We start from the raw sequence: 24754 nt of genomic DNA, 5'->3' as shown, positions 1-24754 counted from the left end.
CGCAGCCACGACCGGAGCAGCGGCAACCCGCGCCGGGGCGGCGACGGGAGCTGGCGCCCCTGATTTGCGCGCTTCGATAAAGGCCAACACGTCAGCCTTGGTCACCCGGCCACCGCGCCCACCTCCCGGAATCCGGCTGACATCCAGACCGTGCTCAGCCGCTAGCCGCCGCACTGCTGGACTCAGACCTTCCAGATCGACTTCGGTGGTGGACGCCGGAATGGGAGCGGGTGCCGGGGTCGCCACCGGGGCCGGAGCCGCTATTTGCGCGCCGGCGCTTTCCTCCAGCGTGGCGATCACTTCACCGGTGGTCACAGTTTCGCCTTCCTGCCGCAGAATCGGGCCAAGCACGCCGTCAGCAGGAGCAGGAATGTCCAGCACGACCTTGTCGGTTTCCAGATCGACCAGGTTTTCGCCTCGGGTCACCGGATCGCCCGGTTTCTTTTTCCAGTTGACCAGAGTGCCGTCGGCGACGGATTCGGGCAGGGTGGGGACTTTCACTTCTACGGTCATTTTTTGATTTCCCTTGGGTTCCGGGTTGTTTTGTGGTCTAGGTCGCGGTGGCTGCTACTGGCCCAGGGCCTCATTAACCAGCTTTTGCTGCTGTTCGACATGAACGCTGTAATACCCTACCGCCGGCGCCGCTGAAGAATCGCGACCGGCGTAACGAACCTTCTGCTGCGGACTCAGACCGCGTTCCAGATGGTGCAGGCTTTGGTACCAGGCGCCCTGATTTTTCGGTTCTTCCTGACACCAGACAATGTCGGAGGCATTGGGATAGCGATCGACATGGGCGTTGTAAAGCGTCTGCGGGAACGGGTAAAGCTGCTCGATGCGGATCACGGCGACGTGTTCCAGCTTGCGCTCACGGCGGGCTTCCAGCAGGTCGTAGTAGACCTTGCCGCTACAGAACACCAGCCGGTTAATCTGCTGCGGATCGTGCGGGTCGATCTCGCCAATGATCTCCTGGAAACCGCCTTCGGTTAGATCTTCCAGCGTGTTTACCGCCAACCGGTGCCGCAACAGGCTTTTTGGACTCATCGCGATGAGCGGCTTGCGGAACGGGCGCACCATCTGCCGGCGCAGCATGTGAAAGCATTGGGCCGGGGTCGAGGGCACGATGACCTGCATGTTGTTCTCGGCGCACAGTTGCAGATAGCGCTCCAGCCGGGCTGAGGAGTGTTCCGGCCCCTGGCCTTCAAAGCCGTGCGGCAGCAACATCACCAGTCCGCACAGCCGACCCCATTTATTCTGGCCAGAGGAAATGAACTGGTCGATCACCACCTGCGCGCCGTTGGCGAAATCACCGAACTGCCCTTCCCAGATCACCAGCGCGTTAGGCTCAGCAGTGGTAAAGCCATACTCGAAGCCCAGCACCGCTTCTTCGGACAGGATGGAATCAATCACCATGAAGGTTGGCTGATCGGGATAGAGATTCGCCAGCGGGGTGTAGCTGGTGCCATCTTTCTGGTTGTGCAGCACCGAGTGACGATGGAAGAAAGTGCCACGCCCGCAGTCCTGGCCGGAAATGCGCACCTGATAGCCTTCCTTGAGTACGGTGGCGTAGGCCAGGTTTTCAGCGAAGCCCCAGTCCAGCGGCAGCGCGCCAGCGGCCATTTTGCGGCGGTCGTCCATGATCTTGGCCACACGCGAATGCATTTCGAGACCTTCCGGCACCTTGAGCAACCGCTCGGACAGATCGCGGACCGTTTCCAACGGCACTGCGGTATGAACCGGGGCGTTCCAGTCCTCATGCTTGTAGGGGGACCAGTCAATCGAATGGGGTCCCTTGGCGTGGGGCAGGGTGGGTCGGGACACCTGACGGCCGGCATCGAGGTTGGCGCGATAGTGCGCCTGCATCTCCTGAAAATTCGCTTCAGCGATCACGCCATCAGCGATCAGCTTTTCGGCGTACAGGGTCGCCGCCGTTTTCCGCGCCCGGATTTTCCGGTACATCATTGGCTGGGTAGCAGCCGGCTCATCGGCCTCGTTATGACCCAACCGGCGGTAGCAGACCATGTCGATCACCACATCCTTGTTGAAGGTCATCCGGTATTCGGTCGCCAGCCGGGTGACAAATAGCACCGCCTCGGGATCATCGCCGTTCACATGAAAGATCGGCGCCTGCACCATCTTGGCCACGTCGGTGCAGTACAGCGCCGAGCGGGTATCCAGCGGGTTGCTGGTGGTGAAGCCGATCTGGTTGTTGATCACAATATGGATGGTGCCGCCGGTGCGATAACCGCGTACCTGCGAAAACTGGAGCGTTTCCATCACTACACCCTGACCGGCAAACGCAGCATCGCCGTGGATCAACAGCGGCAGCACTTCGTTGAAGGGCGGGAAGATCTCACCGGGCTTGCGGCGGCGCTCCATCCGGGCGCGCACCGAACCTTCGACCACCGGATTAGCGATCTCCAGGTGCGACGGGTTGAACGCCAGCGCCAGGTGGACCGACCCACCGGGCGTTTCCACATCGGAGGAAAAGCCCATGTGGTATTTCACGTCGCCGGTGCTACTTTCAGCCACCCGACGCTTGCCCTCGAACTCCTCGAACAGTTCGCTGGGCGCCTTACCGATAATGTTGACCAACACGTTCAGGCGGCCACGGTGGGCCATGCCGATCACGATTTCCCGCACCCCGCCTGCGCCGGACAGTTGCACGATCTCGTCCAGCATCGGGATCAGACTATCGCCACCTTCCAGCGAGAAACGTTTCTGGCCGACGTAGCGAGTGTGCAGGTAGCGCTCCAGCCCCTCGGCGGCGACCAGCCAGTGCAACAGTTGCTGACGCTGCTCAGCGCTGAGATCGAGCCGGGCGCGTTGCCCTTCCAGCCGCTTCTGAATCCAGCGCTTCTCGGCAGTGTCGTTGATGTGCATGTATTCGGAGCCGATGGCACCAACGTACACATCACGGATCAGATCGAGAATTTCGTGCAAGGTCCATTGCGAGGGAGCGACCAGCGATCCGGTATTGAACAGCGTGCCCATGTCGGCTTGGCTGAGGCCGTGATAGCCTGGATCCAGCTCCGGCACCGGCGGGCGGTCGCGCAACTGCAACGGATCCAGGTTGGCGGCTTTATGGCCCCGGGTGCGATAGGCGTTAATGATCCGCAGCACTGCAGACTGCTTCTCGGCAGAGGCGGGACTGAACGCCTGTTGCGTGCGTCCAATGCCAGTGCGGGGTTGCTGGGCCAGTCGGGCGAAGGAGTCACGGATCGGGCCGTGGGCGACATCACGGGGACCCTGGGTTCGGGCATGCAAGGTACGGAAATACTGGCGCCAGTTCTCGCTGACCGATTCCGGGTCGCTCAGGAAACTTTCATACAGTTCCTCGATGAACGCGGCGTTACCGCCGAAGAGGGGCGAACTTTGGCGAAATTGCTCGATGAGTGTGGTCATGGACGCTTAACGATTCCCCGGTAGTGGAGGGTTCCCCATGCAGAGTCAGTTGTCATGAGGTGGGATTTTGCTTGGGGCGTGGCGTGGATGGATGCGCCGAACCGTGCCCGTGGCCGGATATTTGGCAGTGGCGGTATTGCCCAGAGTCGGGACGGGATGAAGTGGTTTTTATCCAGAGATTAGCGGCGATTGATTTGAACAAGGGCCAATTATAGCCATGGCATTGGCGCGGATAAACCGGTGTCAGGTTTAATTTCATCACCATGCCGCCTGGGCATCTACGAACGGACACCCGGCGCGATGAGCGGCAACTGTACGCTGTCGGCGTTCCAGGCGGCGGGCGGCCAACGGCGCAAGGCTTCGCGCAGCCGGTTGATCAATTGGGAGCCACTCAGGTTGAATTCCGCAATCGCGGTGCGTGGCTTCTTCACATTACTAATATCCCGCCGGCTCAACAGATTTAACGGCTGGTGGGTGATCACCAGAATGAAGGTTTCCGTGCCGGTCGGAGGCGTCAGCGCGTACAGGAGTTTTTTACTGGCCGTCGGCGGGAATGCAATCGTCTCATTAGCCTGCACCGGATAGTTGGTCAGTAACTGGCCGGTTTTTTCGGATGGGTTGATGAAATAAAGGTTCATATAGCCGTTGGCAGTGGTTCGCAGGCTGAGCTGCGGAGAGTTGCCGATACGCAACGGTTGGTGGTCGGTTTGGATCGTGACCACAAAGGCGGCTTTGGGGTTACCAAGCCGCAATGGATCATTCACGGCTACAGCGGGTGACGTGGGCGGAGTAGCACAGCCGCCCATCAGCAGCGCCATGATGATCATGCTGAAAACAACAGATAACCCTATTCTCGACATCGGGTTGCTCGGCATAAGGGTTGGGGATAGCGGGCCGGCAGCGGCGAGCAGTCATCGGTTAAGGTACCATTCAGCCGGTAGCAGGCAAATCCGCTCCATATTTCACACTTCCGAACTAATCCCCCGAATGATCGCGATCATGAAGTTTTTCGTACCGACCCTGCGTGCAGTGATCGGGTTGACTCTGTTGATCTCCGCCGGGATGGCGCTGGCGGAGCCTCGAACCGCCTTGGTCATCGGCAATGGCGCTTATGCTGACGCGCCGCTGCGGAATCCGGCTAACGATGCCAGGGATGTGGCGGCGAAGCTGCGCGAACTGGGTTTTCAAGTCATCGAACGCCTCGACGCCGACCGCCAGACCCTGCGGCTGGCGCTGCGGGAGTTCGAGCAACAGTTACGGCAGCGGCGCGGCGTCGGATTGTTTTATTACGCTGGTCACGGGGTTCAGATCAAGGGCCAGAACTACCTGATTCCCGTCGGGGTGGATATCCGCCAGGAATTTGAAATCCCCGATGAAGGTGTGGATGCCGACGCCGTATTGCGAGCGATGGAGTCGGCGGGCAACGGCCTGAATATCGTGATTCTGGATGCCTGCCGCAACAATCCGTTTGCTCGCAGTCTCGGCAGCCGGGGGTTGGCGCGGATGGACGGCCCGGTGGGAACCTTTATCGCCTATGCCACCGCGCCGGGGGCGATCTCGCTGGACGGGAGCAGTGGGCGCAATAGCCCTTACACCCGAAGTTTGCTGGCGGCGATGAGTACCCCCGGCCTGGGCTTGGAACAGATCTTTAAGCAGGTGCTGGTGGCGGTCGAACAGGAAACAGGCGGTAGCCAGGTTCCTTGGGTGGCGTCCTCGTTGCGTGGCGACTTCTACTTTATAGCGCCCGTCCCTGCGTCGCCCGCGCCGGTCGCGCTTCCAACCGCACCGTCACTGCCATCACCCGTTGCGCCATCGCCCGACGCTCGATCCAGTGAACAGCCGCCCACTGTCGGTGGTGATCCCGGTCGTCCAGTGATGTCACTAGAGCCGGATATGGCAGCAGTTCCAAATGCCGGATTCAGCATTAGCCGTCAATCGATCTCGTTGGACGCCTACCACCGCTTCGCCAAGGCCACCGGCCAACCCGCGCCGCCAGCGCCGGGCGCTGCGGGGAGCGATTATCCAGCGCGGGTGACCTGGAAAGAAGCGATGGATTATGCCGCCTGGTTATCGCGGCAGACCGGCGCTGGCTATCGGTTGCCGACGGAGGTGGAATGGGAAGATGCCGCCCGATCCGGGATTGGCGCCCACGATCCCAGCGGCCAGGATCGGGAGTGGACCTGCTCCGAATACCGACCGGAGTATCAAGGGCAGGAGCGGCGCTGTGTCAATTCGTTGCCGGAAGCCGTAGCGATTCGTGGTGGCCACTGGCGCGCCGGCGCTGACCCACTCAGCGCCGATTTGGGGTTTCGGTTGGTACGGGATCGGTGAATCGCACCGTCAAGCACCGCTTTACTCCTGCCCAACCACGGTCAGCCCTTTAGGCTGGCTGGCGAAATAAGCGGCCAGATCGGCAATATCCTGAGTCGAAAGCGGCGCGGCCATGCCTTGCATAATTGCATTTTTGCGCCCCCCGCTCTGGTAGTCGGTCAATACCTTGCGTAGATAGTCCTCGTGCTGACCAGCAAGTCGTGGATAAAGCGGAATGGCATTATTGCCATCAACGCCGTGACAGGCCGCACAGGTTGCACTCCTGGTCTTGCCGGCAGTGGCATTGCCTCGAACCGGGGAAGGCGCTTCTGCTGTCTTGACGCCAGCCAGGTAGGCGGCGATATCCTGCTGGTCCTGCTCGCTCAACGAAAAAGCGTTGGCATGCATGGTGGGATGCTGGCGCTCACCGGACTGATAGGCTTTGAGTGCGGCGATGATATAGTCGGGATGCTGACCGCCCAGCCGAGGGACGTGATAGCTAGGATAGACATTGGTATAGCCGGGGATGGCGTGGCAGCCGGCGCAGGTGGTGAACTTGACCTTGCCTGCGGCTGGATCGCCGGCGGCCAGCGCGGCGCCAGTCAAAACGCCGAGAATCCCGATTGTCATGAGCGGCTTGAACATCGAACGAATCATTTTTTGTCCTCGTGGATTGAGTTTGAACCGGTACTAACACTAGCTGAGCCGGCGTCCGGTATCAATCACAGAGGCCGAGCGCCTTCATTTTTCGCCACGAGACTGCATTTTCAATCAATGATCTGGAGGCACTATGGCTATTCTCAGAGCAGCAGCGGAGCGGGGTCGAGCGAATCATGGCTGGCTCGACAGCGCACACTCGTTTTCCTTCTCCAGTTACTACGATCCCCAGCACATGGGTTTCGGCCCGCTGCGGGTGATTAACGATGATCGGATCATTCCTGGCGCCGGTTTCGATACGCACGGCCATCAGGATATGGAGATCGTTTCCTATGTGCTGGAAGGGGCGCTGGCCCATCGGGACAGCTTGGGCACCGGTTCGGTGATCCGTCCGGGTGATGTCCAGCGGATGAGCGCGGGAACCGGTATTCAGCACAGCGAATTCAACCCTTCCCAAACTGACCCGGTGCATTTTCTGCAAATCTGGATCATCCCGGATCGAGTCGGTTATCCACCGAGCTATGAGCAGAAATACTTCGGCGCGGCGGAAAAGCGCGGGCGGTTGTGCTTGGTCGCTTCCTGCGAGGGGCGCGCCGGATCAGTGACGCTGCATCAGGATGTGGATTTGTATGCGGCGCTGCTGGATGGGGAAGACGTCACCGAGTTTGATCTGCGCGAGGGGCGCTTGGCCTGGATTCAAGTCGCACAAGGCGAGATGTGCGTCAACGGTCAACTGCTGAGCGAAGGCGACGGGCTGGCTATAGACGAATCGGGGTGGTTACGTCTGGAGGGCGCCCAGACTGCTGAGGTGCTGTTGTTTGATATGAGCGCCCGCTGGAAGGTGGCGTAACCCTTAGAGGCTGTCTAAAAACTAACTTATTGATCTGCTTAATGGTGGAGTCGGGTTAAAACTGGCTAGAAGCGGGTTCCGCGCTAAATTTTTGTTCAAAATCAATGGCGAGTTTTGCGACAGTCTCTTACTCTTGGTCGCAGAGTAAAGATTCCGTGCCATGCAAAGGAGAGCTATATCAATACCGATTGGAAAAAATTGAACTACCGGAGCAACCGATTAACGGCACCTCACTGCTGATCCAGCAGCGATGCTGTGGTGATCAATTCAGCAATAGGCTGCGGACTGACGACGAATACCTGAAATGGGCTACGCTGCAAATAAGCCGCCGTGAAGCTGACCGAGATCGCGGCTGAATAGATCAATAGCGCTGCCAATTGGGTACGCCAGTTATCGAGATGAATCAGCGCCACCGTTAATAGCGTGAACGCGCCCAAACAAGCCACGGCGAACCATTTCAGCGGATCACCATGCTTCTGGCTCTGAGTCAACCGCTGATAACGGGCGGCTTGCACCCGTTCCACCTCCTGCAACAAAACCGCATGAACGCTGGTGGGCACCCCGTTCACTACTGGTGGCGCCAGCACCGCCCGCAACAACTGTCGCCAAGCGTCCAATCCCTGTGCGCTGGCGGGCTGGCCCTGCGCCAGCAACGGCCATTCGACCTGGATCGTCACCCGTGCGTAATCACGTAATGCCGTGATGATCGGCATCCCAATCTCCGGGGACTGCTGCTCGGCCAGCCGGAACAGGCTACGCAGCGCTTCCGCTTCCTGCTGAATCGCGGTCTGCGCTCGGTCGCGGATATTCCAGATGTCACTGGCGAAAAAAGTGGTGTACAGCGCGAATAAAATGCCAACAATCGCTACCACCTGCGGCGACAAGTTGTGCAACGACTGAAAAAACGGCGCAAACCTGGAAAAACTGCATAGCCAGAGTAATAAACCGGCGGTAGCGAAAGTCGCTAAAATTCCAAGGACCAGCAGGCCGATATAAATGCATTCTTGAGTCAACGTCATGGATGCGATCAGCCGAGACCAATGCACAAATACTTGATATCCAGATACTCATGGATGCCGTATTTTGAACCTTCGCGGCCAAAGCCGGACTCCTTGGTCCCGCCAAAGGGTGCGACCTCGGTTGAAATCAATCCGGTATTAACGCCGACCATGCCGTATTGCAAAGCCTCGGCGACCCGGAACACCCGGCTCAGGTCGCGGCTGTAGAAATAGGCCGCCAAGCCAAATTCGGTGGCGTTCGCTAATTCCACTGCCTCCGCATCGGTGTGGAACCGGAACAGCGGCGCTACCGGCCCGAAGGTTTCCTCGCGGGCGACCCACATTTCCGGCGTGACCTCACTCAACACCGTTGGCTGGTAAAAGGTGCCGCCCAGGGCATGACGCTGGCCGCCGGTGAGGATTTTGGCGCCGTGAGCTACCGCATCGGTAACATGGCGCTCGACCTTGGCCAGCGCCGCCGCGTCAATCAGCGGTCCCTGCATCACCCCCGGCTCCAAGCCGTTGCCGACCTTGAGCTGTTCGCGCACCGCCTGGGTCAGGCGAGTGGCGAAAGCTTCATAAATGCCGTCCTGAACCAGAAAGCGGTTGGCGCAAACGCAGGTCTGACCGCTGTTGCGGTATTTAGAGGCCAGCGCGCCGCTCACCGCCGCCTCAAGATCAGCATCGTTGAATACGATGAAAGGCGCGTTGCCGCCCAATTCCAGCGAGAGTCGTTTGAGGGTGCCAGCGCAGCGCTGCATCAGATATTTTCCGGTGCGGGTCGAGCCGGTAAAGCTCAGTTTACGCATCAGCGGGTTATCGAGAATTTCATCGCCGATGATTTGAGCCGGGCCAGTCACTACGTTCAGCACTCCGGCGGGCAATCCCGCCCGTTCTGCCAGTACCGCCAGCGCCAGCGCCGAAAACGGGGTTTGTGGCGCTGGCTTGACCACCATCGTGCAACCGGCGGCCAGCGCCGCTCCGGCTTTGCGAGTGATCATCGCCGCCGGGAAATTCCACGGCGTGATCGCCGCGCACACCCCGACCGGCTCCTTCAGCACCAAAATCCGTTTATCCGATTGCTGGGCAGGAATGGTATCGCCATAAACCCGCTTGCCCTCCTCGGCGAACCATTCCAAAAAACTGGCGGCATAACCGATTTCGCCCCGCGCTTCGGCCAGCGGTTTGCCCTGCTCCAAAGTCATCAGCGTGGCTAAATCCTCCTGATGCTCCAACAGCAGCGTGAACCAGCGCCGCAAAATGACTGCCCGCGCTTGTGCGGTCAACGCCTGCCAGCCCGGCAGGGCGGCGTGAGCGGCTTCGATGGCGCGACGGGTCTCGTCTGTGCCCAATTCGGGAACATGACCTAGAATTTCACCGGTAGCGGGATTGGTAACAGTAGACACAGCGCCGTAGTCGGCATCGATCCAATCACCCGCAACGTAACATTGCTGGCGGAACAGTGTAATCTCGCGAAGCGGCATGGCATTCCCCGGAGGGTGAAGCAGGCATGGCCTGTTCACTGTTTATTCACTGATTTAGAATCAGGATAGGCGGCAAGCCCGGACGGCAATACAATATCGCGTTTAAGCGATTTCTCTCAAACCCTGATCGGATCACCCCAACGACGGAGTCGTAACGCCTTGAAAGTCCGAATTCTGCTGATTCTTGCATTGTTGCTGACGGGTATCGGGATCGACCCGGTAGCGGGTTTTAGCGCGCCCAACGTGCCCGAAGCCACTCCGGCCACGACCCCGCCCCCCAAACGCTTCAATTTCGCTGATGTGCGCCGCCGCGCTGAAGTGTTGGCATCTCAGCCATTCCAGGCGTCGAGCCACACCCTGCCCGATTTTCTTAAGGGTCTGGATTACGACCAGTACCGCGACATCCGCTTCCGGGCCGAGAAAGGCCTGTGGCGTGCCGAAGGGTTGCCGTTTGAGATCCAGTTCGCACCGCTTGGCTTCCTGTTCGCTCAGCCGGTACTCATCAATGTGGTGGGCGAAGGTGAAAGCAAACCGGTCGAATACGCCAATGATCTGTTCGATTACGGCAAGAACAAGGTGCCGGACAATTTGCCCAAGGATCTCGGCTTTGCCGGCTTCAAAGTGCTGTACCCTCTGCACACCGATAGCCATTACGATGAAGTAGCGGTGTTTCTGGGTGCCAGTTATTTCCGCGCCGTCGGCCAGAAACAGAACTACGGCCTTTCAACGCGCGGTCTAGCCATTGACACCGGCCTGCCCAAGCCCGAGGAATTCCCCTGGTTCCGCGAGTTCTGGCTGGAAAAACCCAGCAAGGATGCCACCGAACTGACCGTTTATGCGCTGCTCGACAGCCAGAGCTTGACCGGCGCCTACCGCTTCGCCATCAAGCCGGGGGTCGCGACTCAGATTGAGGTCAAGGCCAGCCTGTTCGTCCGCGACAAGGTGCAGAAACTCGGCGTAGCCCCGCTGACCAGCATGTTCCTTCACGGTGCGCTGAACGAGCGATTTTTCGATGATTTCCGCCCGCAGGTCCACGACTCCGACGGCCTGTTGATGGCAACCGGCAACGGTGAATGGATTTGGCGGCCGTTAAATAATCCGCAGCGGCTGCGTATCAGCGCCTATCAGGACAATAACCCGCGTGGTTTCGGCCTGTTGCAACGCGACCGCAGCTTCGACAATTATCAGGATCTGGAAGCCCACTATCACCGCCGACCCAGCATCTGGGTTGAGCCACAGGGCGACTGGGGCAAAGGCTCAGTGCAACTGATCGAAATTCCCAGCGCCGCCGAGCGTTATGACAACATCGCCGCTTTCTGGACCCCGGAAAAACCGGTTGAGGCCGGCCAGCAGTTGGAATACAGCTATCGGTTGTTCTTCTTCCTGGAGTTGCCAAATCTATCGCCCGGCGGACGGGCCTTAGCCAGTCGGATCGGTGCCGGCGGTACCGGCGAATTGCAATCCGAACGGCGGCGGTTCGTGATTGATTTCGGTGGTGAGGCGCTGGCCAAGTTGGCGGATGACGCCCCGGTGACGGCAATGGTCAGCGCCTCGACCGGCCAGATCCAGAATGTGGTCATCCACAAGAACTCCTATACCAACGGCTGGCGCCTGTCCTTCGAGTTATTGCCGCAATCGGACAATCCGTCGGAATTGCGCTGCTTTCTGAAGTTGGGCAATGACGTGTTGACCGAAACCTGGAGTTATCAGTGGACCGTGGCAAAGTAAGCGTGGCTGCGCCGTATCTGCCTGCCCCCGTCGCCGTGCCCTCCAGCGAACTGCTCCTTGACCGGCTGGGCGCCTACTGGCAAGCGTTGGGCGTGAGCGACCCGGATCAGGTTACGGCCTTGAGTGAACAGGCATTGCGACGACTGCCGGAGTTGCCGGAAACGCCAGGGGTCGATCCAGTCGGGCGGGCTGTCGTCGCCGCCGGCGATCTGCTGGATGACTGGCTGGCGCGGGCACTGCAACTGCCCAGGCCCTCGCTGGCGCTGGCGGCGGCGAGGGCCGCATTGTTGAGTGGAGCCGCCCCGGACTGGCCGGCAACACTGTTCGCTCCGCCCGGTGAGGCTAACGCCTTGCGGGATGCTCTGCGTGCGGCGATTGCCGAACCGGCGCCCATACCCAGCCCCGGCGCCATGCCGGCGCAGCGCATTGATCTGTTCTCGCTGCTGGGTCCACTGCTTCGGCTGTGGCGCCCGGAACCCCGCGCCTGAGCCGTTTTTCACTTTCCGGGATGTGTTTTTCCATGACTCAATCCGTTCAATCCCCGATCATGGGGCATACCCTGCGGCGGGTGATGTTCTTCCTGCTGGTGCTATTGACCACGCTGGTCGCCATGGGACTGATGGTCAGCGTGTTCCAGACTGATGGCATCAGCTTGATGGAACTGATCCTGCTCCTGCTGTACGCAATCTTGTTTTCCTGGATCTGCGTGTCGTTCTGGACCGCGTTCATGGGCTTTTTTGTGATTCTGACTGGCCGCGACCGCTGGGCGATCTCGCGCCAGTCGGCCCCCTCCGCCGCGCCTGCCGCACCTCTGCCGCGCACCGCGATTCTGATGCCGATCTACAACGAGGATTCGGAGCGGGTGTTCGCCGGTTTGCGCGCCATTCATCGGTCGCTGGCGGATACGGGGCGGCTCAGCGACTTCGATTTCTTCGTGCTGAGCGATACCCGCGATCCGGAGGTGTGGGTCGAGGAAGAGCTGCGCTGGCAGGATATGGTGCGGGCGCTGGACGGCAAGGGACGCATCTTCTACCGTAACCGGCCGGAGAACATCAGCCGCAAGAGCGGCAATCTGGAAGACTTCTGCACCCGCTGGGGTGGTCATTATCGCTACATGATCGTGCTGGACGCCGACAGCATCATGAAGGGCGAAACCCTGGTGGCGATGGTGCGGATTATGGAGCGCCATCCACGGGTGGCGCTGGTGCAAACTCCGCCAGTGCCGATCAATCGCGTGTCGCTGTTTGCCCGCATCCTGCAATTCGCCGGTAGCTTGTACGGGCGGATGTTCACCGCCGGGTTGAATTACTGGCAGTTGGGCGAGAGCAACTACTGGGGCCACAACGCCATTCTGCGGGTGCAACCGTTCCTGGATCATTGCGGTCTGCCGAAGTTGCCGGGGCGCGAACCGTTCGGTGGCGACATTCTCAGTCACGATTTTGTCGAGGCCGCGCTGCTGCGGCGGGCCGGTTGGGAAGTGTGGCTGGCCTACGATCTGGAGGGCAGCTACGAGGAAATCCCGCCCACCCTGATTGACTACGCCAAGCGCGACCGCCGCTGGTGCCAAGGCAATCTCCAGCACCTGCGGCTGGCGCTATCCCAGGGTTTCAACGCGCTGAGCCGGCTGCATTTCTCGATGGGGGTGATGTCGTACCTGGCTTCGCCACTGTGGTTACTGTTCCTGATCGCCACTGGGGTTGATGCGTACTTTCAGACCCAGCAGGAACAGGTGTATTTCTTTGGACAAAACTGGATCCCGGTGTGGCCGGTCTCGTTTGCGGTCGAGATGACCACCGTCCTGCTGGTGACCCTGACCATGCTATTTTTGCCCAAGATCCTGGCGCTGGTGCTGCTGCTCAAGGACAGTCGGCTGCGCCGTGCCTATGGTGGAATGCTCAATGCGACCTTGAGCGTGGTGCTGGAAACCGTGTTCTCAGTGTTGACCGCGCCGGTGCTGATGCTGTTTCAGACCAAGTTCGTGCTGGCGATCCTGATGCGCCGTGCGGTCGGCTGGCCGTCGCAGCAGCGCGGTGATCACGAAACCGGCTTCCGGGAAGCGGCGTTGACCCATGGGATGCAGACCCTGATCGGGGTGGTGGCCGGGGTACTCAGCTACCACTATGTGCCGGCGTTCTTCTGGTGGTTCATCCCTGTGCTGTTGGGGTTGATGCTGGCCATTCCAGTGTCGATGCTGTCGAGCAGCATCGCGTTGGGGCGCATGTCGCGGGAATGGGGTCTGTTCCTGACCCCGGAAGAGACCGATCCGCCGGCGGTGCTGCGCTATCTGGAAGCAAATCTGAAGGAGGATGAGCCAGTGCTGCCGGTGTTGCGGGAAGCGTCGGGCAGTCGTTTTGTCCAAGCGTTGACCGATCCTTATGTTAATGCGCTGCATCTGTCGCTGCTGCCGGAACGCGAGCCGCCGGGCAAGCGCCGCCGACATTATCTGGAAGGATTAATTCACCAGTTGGAGGAAGAAGGGCCGGATAGCTTGAGCGCAGCGCAGAAGCGCGATTTGATCGCCGACCCCGAAACACTGCTTCGACTGCACGCGCTGTTCTGGAGCCGGTCGCCGGTTGAGGTTTTAAGCGGCTGAGTTAAAGTCGCTTGTCGGCGATCAGCAATGAATCATCGCCGACAAGCCGATTTCTACTTCTTCTTACGCGGGATATACAGATCAGTAATCGTCCCCTCGAACACTTCCGCCGCCATCCCGACCGATTCACCCAAGGTTGGATGCGGATGGATGGTCAGGGCAATATCCGCCGCATCGCAGCCCATTTCAATCGCCAATGCCAGCTCGCTAATCAAATCGCCAGCATGAGTGCCGACGATGCCGCCGCCGACAATCCGATGGGTGTCCTCATCGAAAATCAGCTTGGTGAAACCTTCATCGCGGCCATTGGCAATGGCGCGACCAGAAGCAGCCCAAGGGAATTTGCCGACACCAATCTTGATGCCTTCCTTCTTGGCCTCCTCCTCGGTCAGGCCCACCCAGGCGACTTCCGGATCGGTATAGGCCACCCCGGGAATCACCTTGGCGTCAAAGAAACTCTTGTGCCCGGCAGCGACTTCGGCGGCGACATGCGCTTCATGCACCGCCTTATGCGCCAGCATCGGTTGGCCGACAATATCGCCAATAGCGAAAATATGCGGGACGTTGGTGCGCATCTGCTTGTCCACCGGAATGAAACCCCGGTCAGTCACCGTGATTCCGGCTTGGTCCGCGCCGATCTTTTTGCCGTTGGGCGAGCGACCGGCTGATTGCAGGATCATGTCGTACAATTGCGGTTCCGCTGGCGCATTTTCACCCTCGAACGTCACCCGCAACCCTTCTGGCAGCGCTTCGACCGCAACCGTTTTGGTCTTGAGCATGATGTTGTCAAAGCGCCCGGCGTTCTGCTTCTGCCAGACCTTGACCAAATCCCGATCCGGCCCCTGCATCAGCGCATCAAGCATTTCCACCACGTCAATCCGCGCCCCCAGCGTTGAATACACTGTCGCCATTTCCAGTCCGATGATGCCGCCGCCGATCACCAGCAGCCGTTTAGGAATAAAGCGCAGTTCCAGCGCCCCAGTCGAATCCACAATGCGCGGATCATTGGGAATAAACGGCAAATGCACAGCGGCGCTACCGGCGGCGATGATGCATTTCTCAAAGCGGATCACCTTTTTTTCGCCGGTTTTATCCTGACCGTCACCCGTGGTCAGTTCAACCTCAACATGATGCGGGTCCAGAAAATGACCGTAGCCGCGCACCGTATTCACCTTACGGGCTTTCGCCATCCCGGCCAGTCCGCCAGTGAGCTTATTCACCACCTTGCCCTTGTGGGCGCGGAGCTTGTCCAGATCAACGGTCGGCTTGCCAAACGCAATGCCGAGATCGGCAAAGTGCGCGGCTTCATCTATCACCGCCGCGACATGCAACAGCGCCTTGGAGGGAATGCAGCCGACGTTGAGGCAGACTCCACCCAAACTGGGATAACGCTCCACCAGCACGGTTTTCAGACCCAGGTCGGCGGCGCGGAACGCCGCTGAATAACCGCCTGGCCCCGCGCCCAACACCAGCATTTCGGTTTCGATGTCGGGGGCGCCCTTCAACAAAATCCCCCCCGCCCCTCCTTTTTCAAAGGGGGGTGAAATCTCACCTGATTCTTCTTTTTCAAAGGTGGGTGAACTTTCTGCTTCCCCCCCTTTAGCAAAGGGGGGTGGCGAAGCCGGGGGAATTTTGCTCGCCGCCAGCATCAACACCACATCGCCTTCTGACACTTTGTCGCCGACCTTGATTCTGATTTCCTGAACCACGCCAGCGGCCGGCGAAGGCACTTCCATACTGGCCTTGTCGGTTTCCAGCACGATCAACGAGTCTTCCGGCGCAACCGTATCGCCGGGCTTGACCAACACTTCAATGACATCCACGCCCTTGAAGTCGCCGATGTCCGGCACCTTGATTTCAATGATTTCGCTCATGGCTTGTTCGTTCCTAAAGCAGCAGGCGGCGAATATCGCCGAGCAATCGGGCCAGATAGGCGGTGAAACGAGCCGCCTGTGCGCCGTCAATCACCCGATGGTCGTAGGACACCGACAGCGGCAACAGCAGGCGTGGGGTAAAGTCCTTGCCGTTCCACACCGGGGCCATTTTCGAGCGGGTCACGCCCAAAATGGCGACTTCCGGCGCATTGATGATTGGGGTGAACGCGATGCCGCCAATCCCGCCCAGGCTGGAAATGGTGAAACAGCCGCCCTGCATTTCGCCGGGGCCGAGCTTCTTGTTGCGAGCCTTGGCCGACAACGCGCCCAATTCCGCCGACAGGTCGAAAATGCTCTTTTTATCCACGTCGCGGATCACCGGCACCACCAGCCCGTCCGGGGTATCCACCGCCACGCCAATGTGAATGTACTGCTTGAGAATCAGATTTTCGCCGCTGGCATCCAGCGAAGCGTTAAAGGCCGGAAACTGCTTGAGCGCGGCGGCGCTGGCTTTCAGCAGAAAACCCAGCATCGTCACGCGAAGATCGCGGGCCTTGGCTTCCTCGGTCAACGCCACGCGGAAGGCTTCGACCTCGGTAATGTCGGCTTCATCCTGATGAGTGACATGCGGGATGTTCAGCCAAGCCCGATGCAGATTGGCCCCGGACAGCTTGTTAATCCGGCTGAGCGGTTGCGTTTCTATCGGCCCGTATTTGCTGAAATCCACCGGCGGAATCGGCGGAATCCCCATATAACCGGCGGGCAAGCCACCCGTTGCGCCTTCGCCCAGCGAAGCCGGTTTGAAGGTCCCCGACATGACCTGCTTGACGAAACTCTGCACATCGTCCTTGAGAATCCGCCCCTTGGGACCGGAACCCTTAACCACACGGGTTAAATCTACCCCCAGTTCGCGGGCGAACCGCCGGATTGACGGACTGGCGTGAACCCTGGCGAAACTGGCGGCGGGAACTGCGCTGACCGGTGGCGCTTTCACTGGCGGCGCGGGCGGCGCATGTTGCGGTTTAGGGGTGCGCGGGCCGAGCGCGATGGCGCTGAGGGTATCAGGCAGTTGCGGCTTGGCGGTTGAATCTCCGGTCGTAACCAGCAGCAGGATCAGATCGCCCTGCGACACTTTATCGCCGACTTTGATCTCGACGGCTTGTACCGTTCCCGCAAACGGCGAAGGAATATCCATACTGGCCTTGTCGCTTTCCAGCGTTGCCAGCGGGGTGTCAATTTCCACCCGGTCGCCGGGCGTAACCAGCACTTCGATCACCGGGATATTCTTGAAATCGCCAATATCGGGTATCCGCACTTCACGGGTTTCGCTGGCAACCAGCAATGAAGCCGCCGCCGCCGCTTCATCGCTGGCAGCCGATGTTGGTTCGGCCCGTGTCACGCTTTCCTGAATTTCCAGAAACAGGATCGGATCGCCTTGGGAAATCTTGTCGCCGGGCTTGACCTTGACCTCGCGCACCAGACCGGCCAGCGGCGACGGCACTTCCATACTGGCCTTGTCGGTTTCCAGAATGATCAGCGGAGTTTCCACCTCGATCACATCGCCCGCCGCGACCATGACTTCGATGATGTCCACGCCCTTGAAGTCGCCGATGTCCGGCACATGAATTTCTTTGATGATGCTCATGCGTTGTCCTCCTTGCGCCGGGTTCAGACGGTGACCGGATTGGGCTTGTCGGAATTGACGCCATATTTTTCAATGGCTTCACTCACCTTGGCGACCGGCAGCGCCCCTTCTTCCGCCAGTAGCTTGAGCGCCGCAATCACCACATAGCGCCAGTCCACCTCGAAATGATGACGCAGTTTGACGCGGGTATCGCTGCGGCCAAAGCCGTCCGTACCCAACACCCAATAGCGGCGGGGAATAAAGGGCCGCAATTGCTCGGCGTAGAGCTTCATGTAGTCGGTGGCGGCCACCACCGGGCCGGGATGACCGTCGAGACAGGCGGTGACGTAAGGCACTCGCGGCGGCTGATCGGGATGCAGCAGATTCCAGCGGTCGGCGTCCTGGCCGTCGCGGGTCAGGCCGTTGATGCCGGGCGCGGCCCAAATATCGGCGGTCACGCCCCAATCATCACGCAGTAAATCAGCGGCGGTCATGACCTCGCGCAGAATGGAACCGCAGCCGATTAGTTGTACTCGCGGGCCATCGCCCTGAGCGGCTTTGAACAGGTACATCCCCTTGAGAATCCCGTCCTGAGCGCCTTCCGGCATGGCGGGATGATGGTAGTTTTCGTTCAGCGTGGTGACGTAATAAAAGACATTTTCCTGCTCCTGGTACATCCGCCGCAGCCCGTCCTGAATGATCACCGCCAGTTCGTAGGCGAAGGTGGGATCGTAGGACACGCAATTGGGGATGAACTGGGCGAAAATCTGGCTGTGGCCGTCCTGATGTTGCAAGCCTTCGCCCGCCAGCGTGGTGCGCCCGGAAGTGCCGCCAATCAGGAAGCCCCGCGCCTGAATATCGCCTGCCGCCCACGCCAGATCGCCGATGCGCTGGAAGCCGAACATGGAGTAATAAATGTAGAACGGCACCATGTTGACGCCATGATTGGCATACGCGGTGCCCGCCGCGATCCACGACGACATGGCTCCGGCTTCATTGATGCCTTCCTGCAAAATCTGCCCCTTCTTGTCTTCCTTGTAGTACATCAATTGGTCAGCGTCCTGCGGCTCGTACAGTTGGCCGCGTGGCGAATAGATGCCGATCTGGCGGAACATGCCTTCCATGCCGAAGGTGCGCGCTTCATCAGCGACGATGGGCACGACGTAACGGCCAATCGCCTTGTCCCGCGCCAGTTGGGTCAGGATGCGGACAAAGGCCATCGTGGTGGACATGTCGCGCTCGCCGGTGTCCTGCAACAGGGTATCGAAACTGGCGAGTACCGGGGCTTGTAATGGCGGTGCGGTGCGGCGGCGTTGCGGCAGATAACCACCCAAGGCGGCGCGGCGGGCTTTGAGATATTGAATTTCCGGGCTGTCCTCCGCCGGTTTGAAGAACGGCGCGGCGTACAGTTGATCATCGGAAATCGGGATATGAAACCGGTCGCGAAAGTCTTTAAGCGCCTGTTCGCCCATTTTCTTCTGCGAGTGAGTGATGTTCTTGCCTTCGCCCGCTACGCCCATGCCGTAACCCTTGACGGTCTTGGCGAGAATGACGGTCGGCTGACCCTGATGTTTGCTGGCTTGCGCGTAGGCGGCGTAAATCTTGTGCGGATCGTGGCCGCCCCGGTTCAGCCGCCAGATGTCTTCATCGGACAGGTGACTGATCATCTGCTTGAGTTCGGGAACCTTACCGAAGAAATGCTCGCGGGTATACGCGCCGCCCTTGGCCTTGAAGTTCTGATATTCGCCGTCCACGCATTCTTCCATCAGCTTGCGCAGCAGCCCTTTCTTGTCGGCGGCCAATAGCGGGTCCCAGTAGGAACCCCACAGCACCTTGATCACGTTCCAGCCGGTGCCGCGAAAATCGCCTTCCAGTTCCTGAATGATCTTGCCGCTGCCCCGCACCGGGCCGTCGAGGCGTTGCAGATTGCAGTTGATCACGAAGATCAGATTGTCCAGATTCTCGCGGGCCGCCAACGCAATCGCGCCCAATGATTCCGGCTCGTCCATTTCGCCATCGCCGCAAAAACACCAGACCTTGCGACCTTCGGTATTCACCAGCCCCCGGTTGTGCAGGTATTTCATGAACCGGGCTTGATAAATGGCCTGAATCGGGCCGAGTCCCATAGACACGGTGGGAAATTGCCAGAAATCGGGCATTAGCCACGGATGCGGGTAGGACGACAAACCGTTGCCGTCCACTTCCTGGCGGAAATTATCCAATTGCTGTTCGGTCAACCGCCCTTCCAGATAGGCGCGGGCATAAATGCCGGGCGCGGAATGGCCCTGAATAAAGACTAAATCGCCGCCGTGCTGATCGTTGGGCGCGTGCCAGAAATGGTTGAAACCGACATCGTACAAAGTGGCGCTAGAGGCGAAACTGGCGATATGGCCGCCCAGTTCCGAACTGACCCGGTTGGATTTGATCACCATCGCCAGCGCATTCCAGCGGATCAGCGAACGGATGCGCCATTCCATGCCGGGATCGCCGGGGGTGTATTCCTCCTGATCCACCGGGATGGTGTTGATGTACGGGGTATTGGCGCTGTAGGGCATGTGGACGCCAGCGGCGCGGGCTTTATCCTGCAACGCGCCCAACAGGTCGTGAGCGCGTTGCAAGCCTTCTTCTTCCAGCACCGCTTCGAGGGCTTCGAGCCACTCCTGAGTTTCCTGTGGGTCCAGGTCGCTATCATTCTCGATGGTCATGGATCAATCCTGAAATGTGGGGTTTTTAGAAGCGCCACCGCCTCGTCGCGGGGAGGGGTGGGAACTGCGCCGACGCCGGTGTGACCACGCTGCCCGGCGAATGTTGGAAAGTTTCTAAACTATAGTCCGGCAGTAGGAAATATGCAGCTATCGCTGAAACCCGCTCATGCAGCGCGTGAAGTGCAGATCGCTGATGAGGGTGTTAAGCTGAAATCCGGCCAAAATCAGCGGAGTCAGGGCGATGCAGCGTTTGCGGATCAATCATCTCACCGTCTATCAATTTGCCGGCCCGGTGACATTCCAGCCGCACCGCCTCCTGCTCCGTCCGCGTGAAGGGCACAACATCCGCATTGAGTCTTTGAAGCTCGACATTACGCCCGCCCGCCATCAGACCAAGTGGTATCGAGATGTTTGGGATAACGCCTTGGCCGTAGTGAGTTTTCAGGAAGGGGGGCCACGGTTGTCTATCGGCAGTGAAGTGATCCTCCAGCATTACGATGTGACCCCGCTTGATTTCATCGTTGAAGATTACGCGGTGCGTTATCCCTTCCAGTACCCGCCCGAAGAGCAGATTGATCTCGCGCCTTTTCAGCAACTGGTTTATCCCCAGCAGCAAGCGGTGTTGTATCGCTGGCTGGAACAGTTGAGCCTCACTCAAGGTTCGATGGAAACCTATGTGCTGCTGGATCGGTTGAATCGAACCATTGCCAGCCAATTTCAATATGTGGTGCGCGAAGAACCGGGGGTACAGCCGCCCGCGCAAACGCTGAATAGCCGCAGCGGTTCCTGTCGGGATTACGCCACCCTGTTTATTGAAGCCTGCCGCACCCTGGGACTCGCCAGCCGCTTTGTCAGCGGCTATTCACACACTCCAGGCAATGAAGCAGGCAATGCCACCACTCACGCCTGGGCCGAAGTCTATTTGCCCGGACCGGGTTGGAAAGGGTTTGATCCTACTGCGGGTGAATTAACCGGCAGCCGACATATTCCGGTGGCGGTCGCTCGTCATCCAGAAACAGTGCCGCCCGTTGCCGGCAGTTTTATTGGGCCAAAAGGGCCAGCGCCCATTCTGACGGTGAGCGTTCGGGTCACTGCGATTTAGTTTTATGGAGAGGAATTCGGTTGGAAAGGGCGGGAGCGGTGTTCTACCCTTGAATGACTTGGTGGATGGTTACTCGGCAAGCGGCAACAGGGTGAAATAGCGTCCGCAGGAATTGGCGGGTTTTGGATTTATATCGTGTTGGTCGCTATGGTGGCGGCTGACTAATTTTAGTGAGGCATCATGGAAATAGATATAGAATTGGAAAAGCTTAAAAATGAAGTTCTGCGGAAAATCGGCAGAAATGTCATGTTATTTCAACAAATGGAACATATGTTAAAGTGTTTATTAGCTAGTAACAAAATTTCAGGTTACGCCAGCGAGTTAAAAACAAACCATGAGCAACGCATCACAAAGATTCACAAACAGACGATGGGGCAAGTGGTTGGTCAGTATATTGAAGGCAATTTTTCAGCCCCCAAGGAAGCTACAAATTTACCAGAAGAACTAAAAGAACCGTGGTTTTATTTCAGATATGCGATTGAATCTGATGATGTTTTTTATTACGAGAAGCGAAAAATGGCATTAGCTTCGTTAGTTGCAGAGCGAAATGATTTAATTCACCACCTATTACCAAAATGGAATACTCGTTCATTTGAAAGTAGTACAGAGACTGAGCTGTATCTTGACCAGCAACGAGAAAAAATATTACTCGAGCTAGAGGCTTTAAAAGCTGAAATTAATGCTATAAAAGAATTCGCAGTTTTTTTGGTTTCCAATGAATGTAAAAAACACATTGAGCTTTCACTTTTAAGGCAAAGCCAGCTTGTCGTATGGCTTTTTGAGATTGCACAGCAAAAAGCAAGGTCTGATGGTTGGGTGGTACTTAGCAATGCGGCACATTCTATCCACCAACATTTTCCCGAAGAGCTTACCAATTTAGAAGAGAGATATGGTCATAAAAAACTGAAGGCAATTATCTTAGCAACAGAGTTTTTTGATATTACTCAAGAATCAACGGATAAAGGTGGCATTCGCGTACTGTACAGAATTAAGCCTGATTTAAATTTTACAGATTAAAATTGTAACTACCTAGCCTATTCGTTACAGATAAATTTCAATTAAATCAATTGGCACGAGTAGGATGCGCTAAGGAACGAAGCGCATCATTCGAGTAAGCCGCGTAGGTTAAGTTGCCGTGTTTTTGGCAATCCAACATTCAACAACCCGCCTAACAGTCATGTCAGGTCTTGACACCCCCGACGATGAAAGTAGGCTCCCGCTTGGGAGGCTCACCGCAGGACGAACTCAGAATGAACGTTCAACGTCGTGCCTAACATGAACCGGTGGTTCCGCACCGCACCCCCGACTGTCGCTTCGAGCACGCATGGCAACTTGACCGGCCTCTTCGTACCGATGCCCTCCGGCGTTGGCCACGGGAGGTCAGGAAGACGCGGAACCCTGGTGAACCTCCCACCGAGTCGTTCATTGCCCACCTTCAGGGGAGGTTCCCATGGACATTCAACCCATTTTCCGTTGTGCGGTTGGGATTGACATTCATTTAGCCCTGCTCTGCGTCTGTATCATTATTGCCGAACCCGGTGTGGAACCGGTGGTGCATCGCCGCGAATTTGGCGGTTTCCAGCGCGATCGACGCGCGATGGCCGACTGGATCGCGAGCTTCAAACCCGACATTGTCGTCATGGAAAGCACGGGAATTTATTGGAAAAGCCCATATGCGGCCCTGGAAAAAGTCGGGATTCATGCCCAAGTGGTCAATGCCCGGCAGGTCAAAAAGGTTCCGGGCCGCAAAACCGACACCAGCGATGCCGAATGGCTGGCGATGCTAGCCCGGGCTGGCCTGCTGCGCGGCAGTTTCATCCCGCCGGAGCGGCTGCACACCCTGCGCCAGGTCAGTCGGCATCATCAAAAAATCACCGCGATGCGGGCGATGGAGAAGAACCGGCTGGTCAAGGTGTTGAGCGATGCCGGGGTTCGCATTACTGCGGTGGTCTCCGATCCGCATGGGGTCGCCGCGACCGCGATGATTAACTGCTTGCTGGATGGCGGAACCCCGGAACAGGCGCTCAGCCTGGCCGGGCGGCTCCAGGCCCCGCGCGAGGAGTTATTAGCAGCGCTCCAAGGCGAATTGAGCGCAGATCATCGTTTCGTCGCGAACACGATTCGTCATCATCTCCAGGCTTTGGAGGCGCAGCGGGCTGACCTCGAACGTTATCTGGTGGAGGCGCTCCAGCCCCATGAGGCGGCCCTGCAACTGCTCATGACCATGCCCGGCATCGATCGGTTGGCCGCGGCGAAACTCCTGGTCGAAATCGGCGTGGATATGACCGCATTTGGCAACGCGGGACGGTTATGTAAATGGGCCGGGGTCTGTCCGGGTAATGACGAGTCCGCCGGCAAACGGCGACGGGGCGATACCGCACCGGGCAATCGCTATGTCCGTACCCTCCTCTGCCAAATCGCTTGGGCTGCAGTACGAACGACGAGTCAGTTTAAGAGCCGGTTTCAAAACTTGGTCAGTCGTCGGGGGACCAAGAAGGCGATCGTCGCCATCGGCCATAAAGTCCTTAAGACGGTGTTCGTGCTGCTGTCGCGCCAGGTGCCTTATCACGATTCCACGGTCGATTACGAAGCGCTGGCGGTAAAACGGAACGCGCCACGCTGGATCAAACAGTTGCGGAAATTCGGCTATCTGCCCAAGATGGCCTGAGTTCGCTCGACCGCGGTGAAAAAATCGTCGCGCAGACGGCGAGGGGGTGCTTTGGCCTTCATCCGCCTATACTTTCATGGCAACTGTTTGCTTATAACCGGAGACTGCGCCATAGCCAGTTGTGGCATTTGAACGCTCGTCGTGTGGCGCGGCCTCGGTGGGCAAAGACGTTAGAAACTAAGAATCCACCCACTGAGGTAACATTACGCAATGAAAGAAAGAACACCGCGCAACCGAACCCTAGTCGTTTACGAGGACGAGACTGATGTCCTCATGCGCCAAACAATTTCGTTGGGAGCACCAAGCGCCCCTAATGAAATTGAAGATAGGCTAATTCATCAAGACTTGTTCTCTTGCATTGACTTCCTGCCCAATATTTTTATTGATCTGGCGATCATCGACCCACCATACAACCTGAACAAGAAGTTTGGGAACAACAAATTCTCTAAGAGACTGTCGAAAAACCCTTTTCTCCTAAGCTTCCGCAGAATTAGTTGCTGGTAATAATGCCATGCTTTCAGCTAATTTCTTAGCACGTTCTTTAAAAATTCTCCGCAACATTAATCGGATTGAAGCAACATAAACATGACTCTGACTGGATGTCGGTTTCCGCTCGTAATCTTTATTAATCGGCGGTATCGATTGAGCCAGGCAAAGGTTCTTTCAACCACCCATCGCCGAGGTAAGACATGAAATTCTTTCTTTTTCTTTTTCTTGACGATTTCAATCACACCGTTAAACTTCTCTTTACACCCATCA

At 58.2% G+C, this 24754-nt stretch carries 18 protein-coding genes and 1 pseudogene; 9 read left to right on the top strand and 10 right to left on the bottom strand.

The window, feature by feature from the left end; translation table 11 throughout:
- Nucleotides 1–513, bottom strand: a 513-nt coding sequence (locus BN874_RS07275; RefSeq protein WP_034431801.1) for a biotin/lipoyl-containing protein, incomplete at its 3' end; no start/stop codon positions are given.
- A gap of 54 nt (nucleotides 514–567) precedes the next feature.
- On the bottom strand, nucleotides 568–3402 hold the full coding sequence (locus BN874_RS07270) for a 2-oxoglutarate dehydrogenase E1 component (RefSeq protein ID WP_034431800.1): 2835 nt from the start codon (nucleotides 3400–3402) through the stop codon (nucleotides 568–570).
- 54 nt (nucleotides 3403–3456) lie between these two features.
- Here BN874_RS07270 and BN874_RS26010 point away from each other — a divergent pair, with 54 nt between their 5' ends.
- Nucleotides 3457–3585 carry a hypothetical protein gene (locus tag BN874_RS26010; protein ID WP_268258817.1) on the top strand — a complete coding sequence of 43 codons (129 nt, stop codon included), beginning with the start codon at nucleotides 3457–3459 and terminating at the stop codon, nucleotides 3583–3585.
- Nucleotides 3586–3680: 95 nt separating this feature from the next.
- On the opposite strand, the gene BN874_RS07265 is transcribed toward BN874_RS26010, so the two are convergent.
- A complete protein-coding gene (locus BN874_RS07265) occupies nucleotides 3681–4262 on the bottom strand; it encodes a DUF4384 domain-containing protein (RefSeq protein WP_195912127.1) in 582 nt (193 codons plus the stop codon).
- A gap of 139 nt (nucleotides 4263–4401) precedes the next feature.
- On the opposite strand from BN874_RS07265, the gene BN874_RS22315 reads away from it, so the two are divergent.
- Nucleotides 4402–5733, top strand: a complete 1332-nt coding sequence (locus BN874_RS22315; protein ID WP_195912126.1) for a caspase family protein — start codon at nucleotides 4402–4404, stop codon at nucleotides 5731–5733.
- A 21-nt stretch (nucleotides 5734–5754) separates the two neighbouring features.
- Here the strand turns inward: BN874_RS22315 and BN874_RS07255 are convergent, their stop codons facing one another.
- Nucleotides 5755–6369, bottom strand: coding sequence for a c-type cytochrome (locus tag BN874_RS07255; RefSeq protein WP_051497543.1), 615 nt, complete (start codon nucleotides 6367–6369; stop codon nucleotides 5755–5757).
- Between the two features lie 133 nt (nucleotides 6370–6502).
- Here BN874_RS07255 and BN874_RS07250 point away from each other — a divergent pair, with 133 nt between their 5' ends.
- Nucleotides 6503–7219, top strand: coding sequence for a pirin family protein (locus BN874_RS07250; protein ID WP_034431798.1), 717 nt, complete (start codon nucleotides 6503–6505; stop codon nucleotides 7217–7219).
- 230 nt (nucleotides 7220–7449) lie between these two features.
- Here BN874_RS07250 and BN874_RS07245 read toward each other — a convergent pair whose 3' ends face one another.
- Entirely contained in the window at nucleotides 7450–8238 is a 789-nt protein-coding gene (locus tag BN874_RS07245; RefSeq protein ID WP_034431797.1) for a bestrophin-like domain, read from the bottom strand.
- Nucleotides 8239–8246: 8 nt separating this feature from the next.
- Nucleotides 8247–9701 (bottom strand): NADP-dependent succinate-semialdehyde dehydrogenase, encoded by a 1455-nt coding sequence (gene gabD, locus BN874_RS07240; RefSeq protein ID WP_034431796.1) that lies wholly within the window; start codon nucleotides 9699–9701, stop codon nucleotides 8247–8249.
- Between the two features lie 159 nt (nucleotides 9702–9860).
- On the opposite strand from gabD, the gene BN874_RS07235 reads away from it, so the two are divergent.
- Genes BN874_RS07235 through mdoH form a run of 3 tightly spaced genes read left to right on the top strand, consistent with a single transcriptional unit; the run spans nucleotide 9861 to nucleotide 14022 of the window.
- A complete protein-coding gene (locus tag BN874_RS07235; protein ID WP_154724794.1) occupies nucleotides 9861–11429 on the top strand; it encodes an OpgD/OpgG family glucan biosynthesis protein in 1569 nt (522 codons plus the stop codon).
- Nucleotides 11411–11917: a hypothetical protein gene (locus BN874_RS07230; protein WP_034431793.1), complete on the top strand. Its 507-nt coding sequence runs from the start codon at nucleotides 11411–11413 to the stop codon at nucleotides 11915–11917. Before BN874_RS07235 ends, BN874_RS07230 begins: the two co-directional genes overlap by 19 nt.
- Nucleotides 11918–11949: 32 nt before the next feature.
- On the top strand, nucleotides 11950–14022 hold the full coding sequence (gene mdoH, locus BN874_RS07225) for a glucans biosynthesis glucosyltransferase MdoH (protein WP_051497542.1): 2073 nt from the start codon (nucleotides 11950–11952) through the stop codon (nucleotides 14020–14022).
- 53 nt (nucleotides 14023–14075) lie between these two features.
- Here the strand turns inward: mdoH and lpdA are convergent, their stop codons facing one another.
- Genes lpdA through aceE form a run of 3 tightly spaced genes read right to left on the bottom strand, consistent with a single transcriptional unit; the run spans nucleotide 14076 to nucleotide 20219 of the window.
- Nucleotides 14076–15896: a dihydrolipoyl dehydrogenase gene (gene lpdA / locus BN874_RS07220; RefSeq protein ID WP_034431792.1), complete on the bottom strand. Its 1821-nt coding sequence runs from the start codon at nucleotides 15894–15896 to the stop codon at nucleotides 14076–14078.
- A gap of 13 nt (nucleotides 15897–15909) precedes the next feature.
- Nucleotides 15910–17541: a dihydrolipoyllysine-residue acetyltransferase gene (gene aceF, locus BN874_RS07215; protein ID WP_034431791.1), complete on the bottom strand. Its 1632-nt coding sequence runs from the start codon at nucleotides 17539–17541 to the stop codon at nucleotides 15910–15912.
- 23 nt (nucleotides 17542–17564) lie between these two features.
- On the bottom strand, nucleotides 17565–20219 hold the full coding sequence (gene aceE, locus BN874_RS07210) for a pyruvate dehydrogenase (acetyl-transferring), homodimeric type (protein ID WP_034431802.1): 2655 nt from the start codon (nucleotides 20217–20219) through the stop codon (nucleotides 17565–17567).
- A 247-nt stretch (nucleotides 20220–20466) separates the two neighbouring features.
- Here aceE and BN874_RS07205 point away from each other — a divergent pair, with 247 nt between their 5' ends.
- The 3 genes from BN874_RS07205 (at nucleotide 20467) to BN874_RS07195 (ending at nucleotide 23995) form a co-directional block, all read left to right on the top strand.
- On the top strand, nucleotides 20467–21327 hold the full coding sequence (locus tag BN874_RS07205; RefSeq protein WP_034431790.1) for a transglutaminase family protein: 861 nt from the start codon (nucleotides 20467–20469) through the stop codon (nucleotides 21325–21327).
- Nucleotides 21328–21507: 180 nt separating this feature from the next.
- A complete protein-coding gene (locus BN874_RS07200) occupies nucleotides 21508–22344 on the top strand; it encodes an LOTUS domain-containing protein (RefSeq protein WP_034431789.1) in 837 nt (278 codons plus the stop codon).
- Between the two features lie 433 nt (nucleotides 22345–22777).
- Nucleotides 22778–23995, top strand: coding sequence for an IS110 family RNA-guided transposase (locus tag BN874_RS07195; protein ID WP_034431787.1), 1218 nt, complete (start codon nucleotides 22778–22780; stop codon nucleotides 23993–23995).
- Nucleotides 23996–24469: 474 nt separating this feature from the next.
- Here the strand turns inward: BN874_RS07195 and BN874_RS25475 are convergent.
- Nucleotides 24470–24754: pseudogene (locus BN874_RS25475) on the bottom strand (transposase); the annotation flags it as partial.

This window comes from Candidatus Contendobacter odensis Run_B_J11, assembly GCF_000531125.1.
Lineage (GTDB): Bacteria > Pseudomonadota > Gammaproteobacteria > Competibacterales > Competibacteraceae > Contendibacter > Contendibacter odensensis.
The sequence above is the reverse complement of the archived record's forward strand: the minus strand, read 5'-3'. Positions and strand labels throughout refer to the sequence as shown.

What these genes read in the sequence shown, in the direction of transcription:
- mdoH (WP_051497542.1), top strand. Translation starts at nt 11,950, where the DNA reads ATGACTCAATCCGTTCAATCCCCGATCATGGGGCATACCCTGCGGCGG.
- BN874_RS07255 (WP_051497543.1), bottom strand. Translation starts at nt 6,369, where the DNA reads ATGATTCGTTCGATGTTCAAGCCGCTCATGACAATCGGGATTCTCGGC.
- BN874_RS07195 (WP_034431787.1), top strand. Translation starts at nt 22,778, where the DNA reads ATGGACATTCAACCCATTTTCCGTTGTGCGGTTGGGATTGACATTCAT.
- BN874_RS07250 (WP_034431798.1), top strand. Translation starts at nt 6,503, where the DNA reads ATGGCTATTCTCAGAGCAGCAGCGGAGCGGGGTCGAGCGAATCATGGC.
- BN874_RS07270 (WP_034431800.1), bottom strand. Translation starts at nt 3,402, where the DNA reads ATGACCACACTCATCGAGCAATTTCGCCAAAGTTCGCCCCTCTTCGGC.
- BN874_RS22315 (WP_195912126.1), top strand. Translation starts at nt 4,402, where the DNA reads ATGAAGTTTTTCGTACCGACCCTGCGTGCAGTGATCGGGTTGACTCTG.
- BN874_RS07205 (WP_034431790.1), top strand. Translation starts at nt 20,467, where the DNA reads ATGCAGCGTTTGCGGATCAATCATCTCACCGTCTATCAATTTGCCGGC.
- BN874_RS07265 (WP_195912127.1), bottom strand. Translation starts at nt 4,262, where the DNA reads ATGTCGAGAATAGGGTTATCTGTTGTTTTCAGCATGATCATCATGGCG.
- lpdA (WP_034431792.1), bottom strand. Translation starts at nt 15,896, where the DNA reads ATGAGCGAAATCATTGAAATCAAGGTGCCGGACATCGGCGACTTCAAG.
- aceF (WP_034431791.1), bottom strand. Translation starts at nt 17,541, where the DNA reads ATGAGCATCATCAAAGAAATTCATGTGCCGGACATCGGCGACTTCAAG.
- BN874_RS07245 (WP_034431797.1), bottom strand. Translation starts at nt 8,238, where the DNA reads ATGACGTTGACTCAAGAATGCATTTATATCGGCCTGCTGGTCCTTGGA.
- BN874_RS07200 (WP_034431789.1), top strand. Translation starts at nt 21,508, where the DNA reads ATGGAAATAGATATAGAATTGGAAAAGCTTAAAAATGAAGTTCTGCGG.
- gabD (WP_034431796.1), bottom strand. Translation starts at nt 9,701, where the DNA reads ATGCCGCTTCGCGAGATTACACTGTTCCGCCAGCAATGTTACGTTGCG.
- BN874_RS26010 (WP_268258817.1), top strand. Translation starts at nt 3,457, where the DNA reads ATGAGGTGGGATTTTGCTTGGGGCGTGGCGTGGATGGATGCGCCGAAC.